The organism is Spirosoma harenae (assembly GCF_054776975.1).
The window spans coordinates 1-12,408 of the sequence record NZ_BAAHBD010000029.1 but is presented as its reverse complement, the minus strand read 5'-3'; the positions used below and the strand labels follow the sequence as shown (position 1 = coordinate 12,408).

Here is a 12,408-nt window from a genome sequence, read left to right as displayed (position 1 = left end):
GGACAGTTGTTGCGCAGGTTATGCACCAGCGGTGGCATCACCGGTTGGGCAATGTTCACCACTACCTCCTCCGACTTGACCGAGCTACACCCATTTGCGTCCATCAGTTGAACGCTATACGTTCCGCTCTGCTTGACGACGATGGCCTGCGTGGTCGCCCCATTGCTCCACTTATAACCGGCACCCGCAGATGCTTTCAGGATGACCGAGTCCCCATAACACAGACTCAACCCACCCACGGCACTAACCGATGGCGGTGTTTTGATGCCATTGATGGTGAGTAGCATCGCATCGGTTGCTACTGGGCAGCTGGCATTGTTGGTGCTCACCGACAAGGTCAAGGTCACCATACCCGCATCGACATCCCCGGCACTGGCCGTATAGATGGCGTTCAGCGCGTATGGATTATCAAACGTTCCTGTGCCACTGGTGGTCCAGTGGGCGAGGCTACCGGCCCCACCCATGGTACCCGCCAGTTGATAGGTCTTGGCCGCACACACACTCGCATCAGGACCCGCCGAAGCGGTAGCCGGATTCTGGGCATCGCAAGGCGATGGATCGGTGCAGGTAATGATCTGCACATGGATCGCTACTGGCAGGCTGGTGCACCCATCGATGGTGCGTTCTACGACATAGTAGGTACCTGCACCCACATGGGCCGGATCAGCTACTTTCGAGGTCAGATTCGCATCACTGTAGTATTCAAACACGCCACCTGCTGTTTTCGGAGTGCTGGTGAGGACTTTCGCCAGTTCAGCGGTGGTGATCGGACAGGTATTGGTAATGTCTGTCACTGTTGGCTGAGCCACTTTGGGCAGCACGGTTACTGACACGCTGTTGGATGGTTCACTTTTACAAGCTGCCGAGTTGCAGCAGCGAGCGGTGAAGGTCTCCGAAGCGGCCAGCGAGACGGTGATGGAGCTACCAACCTGATTGTTGGACCAGGTGACATAGCTGTCTGCTGAACAGCCTTCAGCTACCAGCGTGACCGGAGCACCGAAGCAAGCCGTTGCGCTGGTTCCACCGTTGACGGTGATAGTTGGCGCGGCAGGTTTACCTACTTTGATGGTGGTCAAAGCCGACCAATCACCGTCACACTGACCAACTTTGCATTTCACTCGGTAGCTGACATCCTGCGTTGGGGTGACAGTGATCACTGATCCAGTGCTGCCATCCGACCACTGGTAGGCTCCACCCGCACAGCCCGTGGCAGTTAGTGATACCGTTTCGCCGACGCAGATGGCCGACTTGTCGCTCACCACAATCGGCACGGCGGTGCTACCCAGACTGATCTGTACGCCGGCTGATGGTTTGCTGGCGCAACCATTCACGGTGCAGATCGCCGTCAGCCCTTGATCGGTGAGGATTGCTTTGGTGTAGGCGGCCCCTACCGTACCATCCGACCAGGTTATTGTCCCATTAGCACAGCCCGTTGCCGTTAGCGACACGGTTCCACCGCTACAGACGGTGAGCGAGGAAGCCGATAACACGGGTGGTTCGACGACTGATACATCGACAGTCGCCCCGGACGCATTCAGGGCAGCGCATTTACTACTAATCAACTGGCTTACGTCTGTGACCTTTGAGATACCTGGTTTCACCAGCGATAAATCAAAGTAGTTCGCGTCGCCAGCGTTCGCATTATAAACCAAGGTATGAATACTATAGCTGGCAGCCTCGGCTGTTACTGTAAACTGGGGTGTTGCACTGGTTTGGGTAACCACTCCCGCTTTCGCCAGCAAATAGACAATTGTGTAATTGGCTGGTTGTATAAGACCACCATTAGGTGTAGCCGATACGGCTACTGTACTGCTCGAACCAGCGCAGACTGTGCCACTCGAAACTAAAGTCCCTGCATTGACCACACAATCGCCTGGATTGACGATAATCGTATTCGATGGATTGCTTAGGCAAGCCCGGAACTGGCACTGTGCGTAGTAGGTCTGTGTACCCTGTGGGATGACTACAATCGAAGTACCTTTATTATTACCATTCACATCGTTAGCCGACCAGATCACCGTACCCGCACAACCCGAAGCCATCAGCGTTACTGAACCACCAGGCGTTACAGCCGAGGCTGATGCTGTAATCGTCGGAGCGGCCACTGGGATCACCGTGATGGTGTACGATCCAGAACTAGTACTTTTACAAACGCCATCCTGACAGTACACGCTGTACGATGTCGTTACTGTTGGCGATACGATGATGCTAGCCGTTGTCTCGCCGTTGCTCCAGTGCGGAGTACCCTGGCAGTTTTTGACCGACAGTTTGACGTCTTCACCCGGACAGATCGTATCGGCACTGCACAGGCAGCGTACGATTGATGGGGTTGGCGTTGGCGTAACACTCACGTTAATTACGTTCGATTTGCCTGAACCACAGGCTGTACCACTACCTGGCATACAGAGCGCGTAAAATTCGTGACTCGCTGGGGTTGGTGTGACGGTAACCACAGCACCTGTCTGACCGTCTGACCATTTTATTAAATCTGTGCAGCCAGTAGCGGTTAGCGATACGGTTCCTCCATCACATACAGTGAGAGACGACGCAACGACTGTTGGAGCTGAGGCTGTTGAAGTGCTCACTGTTACCCGAACGGAATTAGAAGCAGTACTCTCGCAGGCACCTAATTTGCAGGTCGCATAGTATTCTTTGCTTTCCGTTGGGTAGATCGTGATCACCGAACCCGTCAGATTCACGCCGTGCCAGATCACTGTACCCGCACAGCCTGTCGCCGTTAACGACACGGGTTGTCCACTACAGATTTTGGTGGTGCTTACTTTCACAATCGGAGCCGTTGGGTTCACAACTACCACACTTACCGTGTTGGATTGAGCACTTAGGCAGGTGCGGAATTTGCACTGCGCATAGTAGCTGATGTTGGCCATTGGCGATACGGTGATACTGGCTCCGGTTGCACCTGTCGACCATTGCACAGTGCCATTGCAATCTTCGGCTGTCAGTTTGACCGAACCACCCACGCAGATCGTATCGGCGCTGGCGGTGATGGTTGGTATCACTGGGGCTACGACATTGATCGTATAGACTAGTGAGGATTTGCTGACGCAGGCTCCATTCTTACAGTACACGGAATAGCTGTTGTTGCCCAGCGATGGGGTCACGATAATGCTGCTGGTCGTAGCCGTGGTACTATTCCAGACTGGTGTACCCACGCAGTTTTCCACTGTTAACGTTACTGCTTCTCCGGGACATACCACCGAGGTGCTAGACACAAGAACAGGTGTTGGTAAATCCGTTACCATATTGATCGTGATCTGAGCAGGATTGCTTAGGCAACTGTTCAGTCGGCATTGCGCGGTGTAGGTCGTTTTGCCATACGGCATGACCACAATCGAAGCACCGGTTTGCGCTTTATCTGACCATTCAATAATACCTCCTTCACAACCCGAAGCCGTTAAGGTGACCGACGTACCGGGGCAAACCTCGGTCGCACTGGCCGTAATAACCGGCGTTTGTGGCTCGGTCACGGTTACTGTGATTGGCTCAGACGCGACGCTCGTACAACCGTTCACTACACAGCTAGCCGTGTAAGTAGTCGTTACGGTGGGGGCAGCAAAGATGGTGGCTCCTGTGCTGCCATTGCTCCAACGGACAGTACCGCCATCACAGCCTTTAGCACTGAGAGTCGTTGTACCTCCTTTACAGATTTGGGTAATTGCGCAAACCAGCGTTGGCGGCTGCGTATTGTAGTTGGTTATTGGAATTACAACTGACGACGTATCGTTCAAAGGGTATTTGGGGTCATTATTCGGGCCACCAATAATAGCGGTATTCTTCAATGAATTTCCACCAGTAATTGTCGCTTCGATCAATAGCAAACGACTTGAACCTACAGTCAGTGTACCGACATTCCAGATTCCTGTAGCCGGATTATACTCGTTGACGGGCGTTGAACTGATGTAGGATACCGTTGATGACAACAGATCCATTACTTTCACATCTGTACCCGTCACTGGTCCATTATTCTTGGCTGTGATAGAGAAAGTAATTTTCTGACCAACCGAGTAAGGCCCCGCTGTCACAACATTTTTTACCACCGCCAGATCAGCCAGACACTGTCCTACTGTGATGGTCACTGATGAGCGAGTCGTACTAACACAGCCTTCGGCGCTTACTGCCTCAGCATAGTAAATTGATGATCCAACTTTTGACGGTGTGATCGTCAGTTTACCCCCACTCACGGTCGTTCCGATCAGAGTTCCGGCTTCATCGTACCAGTTGATTTTGCTATTTGGCACAGAAGCGACCAATTTGGTGCTGCTACCTTGACACAGTGTGGTGTTATCACTCATCACACCTGTTGGCGCGTTCGGTTGTTGATAAATTGTTACCAGTAGCGAGCTGGCTGAAGCCTGACAGGTTGCTCCCGCGCCATCTGGATCGTTGGTGGTAGCCGTAATCATGGCTGATCCGCTGGCAACGTCCGCTATGGAGGGGATGTACGTTGTTGTTAAACTAGTGGGGTTGGAAAAGGTACCCGAACCTGTTGAGGTCCAGGTTACTGTTGTAGCCGAACCAGATAGCGTTGCCTGTAGCCGAACAGGCGTTGTTCCACAAGCGGTTAATCCAGATCCGACACTGACCCCAGCCGGATTTTGGCAGGAACAATTTACGATTTCAACCGTATGAATCATTGGCTGGCTATAGCATCCATTCGCGGACCGGGCAAATAAATAGTATTGACCAGCGGCTACAGCCGTTAGATTCGTTACGCGCGTGGCTGGTGCTCGGTTCACACTCGTATACCATTCATAAATTAGGTCGGGCGACTGATTGCTCAGTTGAAGTTTCGTCAAATCACCCGTTTGCGCAGGGCAGACATTTTTCGTATTTCCTAAACCGATTGGCGTAGGAATAGTGGTTACAGAAACGACGACAGATTTGCGTATACTGACGCAACCATCAGTCGTAAAAGCTTCCGCATAGTATGTTGTAGCTTCGGATGGATTTACGGTGAGCGAAGCACCATTCGATGTCGTTGCAAACGGAGTTCCACCTGACGGCGTTGTATACCAGTGAATTTGTGCTGTTGAAAGTGATGCCGTAGCGCTTATAGTAGCTAATGTTCCCTGACAAATCGTTACACCGTTTGTTACTGTTAACGTAATAGCCGACGCGCAAGCCGGAATGACTTCGATATCACAGCAACTAAGAATTTGACAACCATTAAGGACGGTTACAAACCGGTAAGTACCGACACTTTTGATCGTTAATGACGAGTCGGCATTGACCGTAGCTATTGAATCGGGAAGTGTCTTAACGGGCTGGTCGTTTCGATACCAGGTAATTGTCCCGTAGCCAGATGGAATAGTTACGGTGAACTCATCGCCCGAAAAAAACCGAATCGGCACCGAAAAGCAAATAGCAGAGTAATCATCCTCCGTAATATCGTGATTCGCTGGTGTTGATTTAAGATCAGGCTTATCAGCAGACATCACTTCCAGCGTATTATAGAAGACGCCACTGGCCTGAACAGTTGCTTTTACCTGTAGAACGGTTGAATCACCTGGCTGTAGCGTTGTTATTAACCACTGCCCTGAATCAGCCGAGTACATACTACTCCCTCTCAAAACCGATGCCGACGAAGGCATATAGGTAGCTCCTCCGCTCGGCAAATGATGTTCAACGCGAACGCCCGTAGCAGTTGCATAGCCAGGTGCATTCGAGACTACCATTGTATACGTAATCACATCACCAATAGCTGGATGCTGGCTACTAACGGATTGACTAATACGTAGATTTGTAGTAGTTGTTTGTGCATTGGCAGATAGGCTACTAGTCATCAAGGCGACTATAAACGTAATCCACCACACTTTCGCTTTTAATAAAATGTCAGAAGCAATAGGGGCATAATTATATCCACCCCAAATGAGCTTTGGTTTGGCCAACAGGTTTTCTAATCGCCAATCAGCTAACATAACCCATCTATTTATCTATTTCTATTGGGTTGTGCGCTGACGGCTAGAAAACTCATTGATGTATCTGGTAAAAGTTGATCTTCCATAGCTTATTGACGGAATGAATAGAATTACCCCGGGCAGGTAAGCCTATCGGTACTATTATCGGAGGAAAGCCACCCGTTAGTGGCTGATAGTCATTGAGCGACGGAAGGACCGGCCATCGCTTAGACGTATGTTATAGAAATACGTTCCGTTGGAAACGGGTCCCTGGTCCGTTTGCCCTCCCCAATCATTTTTATAGTCTGGATTCGAATACACGATCCGTCCATTCAGATCATAAATCGTTACGTCAGCCTTTAAAGCACCTAAATGGTGCAGAACGAAATAGTCATTGAGGCCATCACCGTTTGGCGAAAAACCTTCCGGAATCATGAGCTCCCCCGTTTCGGCGGCTCCCACTGTTTGGCATATATCCCGCATTGGATTAATCGTCAGATTCTGGAAAACACCGCTAGCTTTAGCGACGAAGGCATCAATATTATCCGTACCTTTTTTAGCCACAACTTCACTTAAGCCAGTGACTGGATTGGTTGCTCAACTGTGCCCCACGTAGCAAGCGTATCTGGCACGTAGCCCCTTGTTCCAGTTTCCCCGCCGATACGTCGAAAACGCCGGTTTCCACCGTCAGGCTTTTTTCTACCCGCAAATCGCCCAGCAGCATCGTTTTACCGGGATTAGCCAGGTGAAGATGCTGAACCTGAGCGTGTTTCGCCACAATCCGTTGCGGTGCCACCGGCTCAGTAGTGCTACGTCCCCGGAGCGAAAGCTGCCCCTCTCCTACTACGTTCGCGCTGTCGAGTACTACGTCGCCCCACACGCCCATTGTATCGCCATGGATGCCCATCACCGCCCCAAACACGCCCACACCCGTCTGCTTAGCAGTCAAATGCTCAGCCGGTTGCTGCGCCCAAACCGTCAGTGGTAAGCTCAGCCAAAGCCAGGCCAGCCACCATCGACGGTACGTTGTGTGATATGGTTGTGGTACTGTCATAATTGTTGTTTACTGCATTGAGAAAGGGAAGGATTAGCCGGACTCAGAGAGCCCGGCAATCACTGCTAACTCATAAGTAATGTTTGGTAAAACCCCCTCACCCCCCGGCCCCTCTCCCAAAACGGGGAGAGGGGAGAAGTCCCGGAATAAGCCCCTCTCCTAAAACAGGAGAGGGGTTGGGGTGAGGTGAATCTATTCTATCGTCTCTTTGTCTGTGTAATCACCATTGGTACACATACAGTCGGTTTGCAGCAGTCGCCTTCGATGAATACGACGGGGCAGCATCCTTGTTGGGGGCAGCTTCCATTCGTGGCCGAGTAGGTGTACTTGCCAATGCTTGTTACGATATATGAATTTCCGGTAGCGCCGGGGATGGCAACGCCATCTTTATACCATTGCAAACCGCTATAAACATTCGGTAACGATACGGTGTATACGTCTCCCGAGCAGATCTTAATTGGAACCGAAAAACAGGCAACACCCAGGTCGTCTTCGGAGGTGCTTCCGTTGCCCGGAGTTGAGTCCGTATCCCGCTCATTCATCTTACTCACTTCGGCCACGTTGAACCAGGTTCCTTCGGCAACTACCTTCACATTGATGGTTATCGTAGCGGAACTACCAACCGCAATCGTCCCAATTGTCCAGATTCCGGTCGTTGCGTTATAGGTACCCGATCCAGTTGAACTTTGGTATTGCACACCCGCCGGTAGCGAGTCTTTCACTTCGACACCCGTTGCGGCAATGCCACCTGTGTTGGTTACGACTAGGCTGTAGGAGATTACGTCGTTCAAAGCAGGTTGTGTTTTATTGACCGTTTTGCTCAGCATCAAGTCAGTGCCAGCCGGAGCACCGATAGTAATGTAAATCCAGGCATTGGCGCAAAGCGTTGGATTGAGTTCTTTACAAACCCGATATTGAACGCTGTCTTTACCCGTATAACCCGTAGTCGGCGTGTAGGTAAATGTTCCGTTTGCATTCAACGTAATGCTTCCGTGCTTAGGCCCGACAACGGGCGTCGTCGTTACGACCAGCGGAGCAACCTGATCATTCGTGAGGGCATTTCCCGAAACGGGCGTATTGAACGGCGTTGTGTAATAATCGTTAGCAGGCTGAATCACGCAATACTGCGGTAAGCAAACTTGCAGGTTGCCGAAGTATTTGTTCGAGGTTACATTCAGCAGCGTGTAGCCATTGGGCGATTGCCCGTTGGGTACGTACTCATTCATACCCGTCACCGGGAATGTGGTATCCGTATGCCACCGCAACCCAAAGCAGTTACTCTGCACAAGTTGGGTATTGACGATGTCGAACTGAATACAGCTGACCGTAATCCAGTCGGGACCAACGAGCTTAGCCCCTGTTCCGCTTCCGCCATACACCGTGTTCAGAGAAACGGTTCCCAGCGTCGGCCCTACAGAGCTCCCGTTCAGATTCTGGGGGTTGTAGCGCGTATCGCTGGCCGGTGCCTGACTGGAGAAGGTCTCCTGGCTAACAATCTGCGGGTTACGGATAATCTGGGAATCATAATCAAACCGATAGTTCGCATCGCCCATCAGGAACGTGCTATCGGCACCACTTGCCTTAACCTGTACGCGAATAACGACTTTCCCCGTATTACAATCCAACGATTTTACGTTAAATTGGACGGCAAATCGCCCCTTCTGGGCCAGGCAAAGTCCAGGCAAGATCAGTAGCAGTAGTAAGTAAAAAAATTGCTTCATAGTATGGTCTCTCTTCTGTTGTGGCTACACCAGTCAAACTGATCATTTGCTTTAATGAGACACAAAATCCGTGACGGGAGTACAGAAATAGACTGCTTTGATGGGAAGTAATGACCTGAATTGAGAGTTTGATGACCTGAATATGTAAAACTGACTAATGAACTAGCAGGGAATGTTATTCAGCAATCGAATGCCTTTTTCGGGCCGGTTTTTCCATTTCAGAATAACACCAATTCCGATTATGATAACACGAATAGTAGAAACCGACTGATTGAAAATAGACTTTAGTTTCTTTTTCTGTCACTATTTCAGAATAGAGTCACTGAAAACGGCAAGAAATTTGACTTCTGTGAGACAAAGACTATGCCAGCTTTATGACCATTTTTCGTCTATTTATTCGGAGGTTACTTATTTATTCGAGGGTGTTTTAGAGTGCTGCGTTTACCTCACCCCAACTCATCTCTTGTTTTAGGAGAAGGGCCAGGAATGGAATGAGGTCAATCTCACTGTTCATACTATTATGCCAGTCACTTCATGTCTTTACGTAGCGAAGTCGTGTAGTTTTCTGCGTCCATCATGTTACCTAACAAGGCACAGCCAGTTTAAATAGAGGGTTTGGAGACGCTCGGCAGAATAGCCCAGGGCCTGCAAACCATTTATGCAAAACCAGATGCTTTATGAAACCTTATTTTACTTTTCACTACTACATAGCATTCGCTTGTATTGCCTTGCTTTCAGCTTGCAGTCGGCCCGTTGCCTATTTTCAACACAAGGCTGCTACCTCTGCCACAAGTCATCAAGACCCAGCAGTGTCTGATGTTTCTTCTTTAGAAACATCATCAACCATTACGACTACGGCACAATTACCTAGTCACATTAACTTATCACAACTCGAAACATACGTCCGTAACGATGCCCGACTAGCTTCCCATAAACAGCTACGAAAGCGAATGGATCGACTAAAACGTTTGCTTGCCACATCAGCGACGGAAAAATCGACGAACGTAACCCCAGTTTATCAGGTTCATAAGACGAGTGCTATCGAACGATTGATGGTCAAAAAACTCAATACGAGCGTAAAGAAACATCTGTCTCCTAACCATCCGGAGAAACCCATGCTCAATAGCGGGCTCCTGAGCGGAGGAGCTATTCTCTTCATTGGTGGTCTATTGCTCTTACTGCTTACTACCGGTACAGGGGCCGTGATTGGCTTAATAGCCTTAATAATAGGCATTTTGGCATTGCTACTTGGTTTATTAGCTTCCTGATTGTTATTCCAGAAAACCATTGGTAAACACACGCTCACCCATAAATTCGTGCTGAAATAATCGATTGAAATTTATCCACGAGTTAATTTCTGACGTACTAAAACTAAGCTCATCAACCCTTAGCCAGGGCAATCGTTCATAGCGAAATTTTAAGTTAACAATGTATTCCCGATGGATATTGTATTTCAGATCTATACTAAAATGGCGTTGTAGACATAGTTGAAACGCCTGAAACGTTTCAACACGGTACTCATTCATAGCCACATAAATCGCCCGATCTATGAACAGTTGATAACTGGACTCTGAAAAATAGTCCATTACTTTATGTATGGAGTAGGACATATAAAGGGGCTTGGCCAACCAATGCCCGATACGCATAGCAACTACCCGGTTGAATAATGTCCTCTGATACTCGTTAAGATCTTTCCATAGTGAACGGTCATCCTGCAGGACAAATAGATCCAAGTGGCAGTTCATAACGGGCGATGTAAAGACGACAGCCGGAGTTGATTGCAGGTACCAACAAAACAGGCAAAAGCGTATAATCTGATACCAATGACCTTCTTTTACGGCTAGAAGAGGTGAAATATCAATCTGAATTCGCAGAATGGATTTATCAGTCGCATTGGCTAGTTCGCAAAACTCGTCAACAGTTTCTGAGAAGAATCGTCCAGCCATGTATTGACGATAGAATACGGGTTTGTCGTCAATATCGATTCTATGCATGCCTGCTTTTTCACGTACGACATTTTTTATATTCTGGCGCGCTCTAATTCCTTTCCCGGAGCGGGCATTTACAAGAATAGAGCGGCTAAACATTGACTTATCCTTTACCAGTTGGGTATCCCAACTATTCTGATAAGTAGGATTATCTTTTTCGTCAGAACGAGTCATTTCATCGACATATTAACTCCGAACATTCAGCTACATAGAATCAGTATCTACCCTCAAAAAAGCAAATGCGGTAGCCTATTCAATAAAAGAATCGAAGCAATTTTGCGACCTGATAACTTGTCGAATTAATTAATTGGCACGAACGCGGGATTTAGTAACATGAAATTCGTGATAGATTACTCGAATTCACGTTAAATGCCTTCCGAATCATTATTATTGAAAAGCCTTAGAAGTCCCTCCAGTTTAGGGCGAAAGGAGACGCCAATCGGGATCTTGAAATTATGAATCCACAATGAATTTCGGTCGTAGCTGGTGATTTTACCAACATTGATAATGAACGACTTATGTACACGCAGAAACATTTGAGCGGGCAATAAAGCAGTCAAGGTAGCTAACCGTTCATTGACGACAAATGAGTGGTTGTTCGAATACACTTTTGAATAAATACCATAAGCTTCAACAAAATCAATCGACTGAAAATCAAAACGCTGCACTTTTCGGCCCATTTTCAGGAAGATATAATCCGTGTCGGCAAAGCTTGTGGGTGAAGAATGCATTGCTAAAGCCCGATTGAGTGCTATCAGAAGCCGTTCGAATGAAAAAGGTTTGAGTATATAATCAGCCGCTTTGCCTATTTCATAGCTTTCCAGCGCAAATTCAGAGTAAGCGCTTGTAATAATTACGGGTGGTAATTCAATACCCGATTTAAGCAAAAATAGCCCAGATTGAGATGGTAGTTTTATATCTAACAAGATTAGATCTATAGATTCAGTAGCTAATAATTCAATAGTTGCCTCAACAGTTGGGCAAATACCTGCTAGCTGTAAAAACGGGAGTTTAGTCAGTTGCGACTTAAGATACATGACATCTGACTCCGCATCATCGATAATGATGTATTTTTTAATTTTCATCTAAATGAGCGCTTACAGTTCCAAAAATGAGGATATGTAGTACAAATGCAGTTAAAAAAAGTAAAGAACTTTACTATGTGTTTACGGTTTCTCTCGAAAAGATCGCTAAAATTTCAAGTTTAATAAGTCTGAGAATGTAACATCGGTTAATGTGTTAGAAAGTACATTTTTAACTCTGCTGCTGACTGAAATGCAACAAAAAAGCATCTTCTTACAGATTAATCTACCACTAAATACGCATTTACTAATATAATTACTGTAACCACCAGGAACAGTAACTTTGATCATGTTTTCATTACAGAAACCGTTACATTTTTGATGGAGATAGGGACACCCGTAACATAGATATATTACTTGTTAATAACATCAAGATGATTTTATATCTGTCTACATTTTAGTGTCAAGTAAATATGCTACAAAGCTTTAACCATTTTTTTTATCATAGCTAGAAATCAGCCAAAATTCCTAACATTAAAATCGATATTGATATAGAATATACAGCAGTTCATGTAGTTAAAACCGGTATTGGTGTATTTTTAGAGTGTGTTGGGGAATTGAGAAAGGTTGAGAGTCGTGCCAACTTTGTATCGACCAAAATGCAAAGCCATGACCAAACAGTTCTCAAAACTGACCGACTCTCAA

7 protein-coding genes are annotated in these 12,408 nt (G+C 47.6%); 1 reads left to right on the top strand and 6 read right to left on the bottom strand.

Annotated features, from left to right (window positions below; translation table 11 throughout):
• The 4 genes from ACYVE4_RS26610 to ACYVE4_RS26595 all read right to left on the bottom strand — a co-directional run.
• Positions 1-5,939 (bottom strand): Ig-like domain-containing protein (locus ACYVE4_RS26610; protein WP_461043344.1); only part of this gene is annotated, 5,939 nt, incomplete at its 3' end.
• Positions 5,940-6,101: 162 nt separating this feature from the next.
• Positions 6,102-6,482 (bottom strand): T9SS type B sorting domain-containing protein, encoded by a 381-nt coding sequence (locus ACYVE4_RS26605; RefSeq protein WP_461043343.1) that lies wholly within the window; start codon positions 6,480-6,482, stop codon positions 6,102-6,104.
• 4 nt (positions 6,483-6,486) lie between these two features.
• Positions 6,487-6,972, bottom strand: coding sequence for a hypothetical protein (locus ACYVE4_RS26600; protein ID WP_461043342.1), 486 nt, complete (start codon positions 6,970-6,972; stop codon positions 6,487-6,489).
• Between the two features lie 197 nt (positions 6,973-7,169).
• Positions 7,170-8,693, bottom strand: coding sequence for an Ig-like domain-containing protein (locus tag ACYVE4_RS26595; RefSeq protein WP_461043341.1), 1,524 nt, complete (start codon positions 8,691-8,693; stop codon positions 7,170-7,172).
• Positions 8,694-9,370: 677 nt separating this feature from the next.
• On the opposite strand from ACYVE4_RS26595, the gene ACYVE4_RS26590 reads away from it, so the two are divergent.
• The gene (locus tag ACYVE4_RS26590; protein WP_461043340.1) at positions 9,371-9,961 is read left to right on the top strand and encodes a hypothetical protein; all 591 of its coding nucleotides are present in this window, start codon (positions 9,371-9,373) and stop codon (positions 9,959-9,961) included.
• A gap of 3 nt (positions 9,962-9,964) precedes the next feature.
• Here ACYVE4_RS26590 and ACYVE4_RS26585 read toward each other — a convergent pair whose 3' ends face one another.
• Both ACYVE4_RS26585 and ACYVE4_RS26580 read right to left on the bottom strand, forming a co-directional pair.
• On the bottom strand, positions 9,965-10,855 hold the full coding sequence (locus ACYVE4_RS26585) for a hypothetical protein (protein WP_461043339.1): 891 nt from the start codon (positions 10,853-10,855) through the stop codon (positions 9,965-9,967).
• Between the two features lie 191 nt (positions 10,856-11,046).
• Positions 11,047-11,766 carry a LytR/AlgR family response regulator transcription factor gene (locus ACYVE4_RS26580; RefSeq protein ID WP_461043338.1) on the bottom strand — a complete coding sequence of 240 codons (720 nt, stop codon included), beginning with the start codon at positions 11,764-11,766 and terminating at the stop codon, positions 11,047-11,049.
• Between the last annotated feature and the right edge of the window lie 642 nt (positions 11,767-12,408).

Excerpts from the sequence above, each read along its gene's own strand:
- ACYVE4_RS26600 (WP_461043342.1), bottom strand. The coding sequence starts at position 6,972 with ATGACAGTACCACAACCATATCACACAACGTACCGTCGATGGTGGCTG.
- ACYVE4_RS26595 (WP_461043341.1), bottom strand. The coding sequence starts at position 8,693 with ATGAAGCAATTTTTTTACTTACTACTGCTACTGATCTTGCCTGGACTT.
- ACYVE4_RS26590 (WP_461043340.1), top strand. The coding sequence starts at position 9,371 with ATGAAACCTTATTTTACTTTTCACTACTACATAGCATTCGCTTGTATT.
- ACYVE4_RS26585 (WP_461043339.1), bottom strand. The coding sequence starts at position 10,855 with ATGACTCGTTCTGACGAAAAAGATAATCCTACTTATCAGAATAGTTGG.
- ACYVE4_RS26580 (WP_461043338.1), bottom strand. The coding sequence starts at position 11,766 with ATGAAAATTAAAAAATACATCATTATCGATGATGCGGAGTCAGATGTC.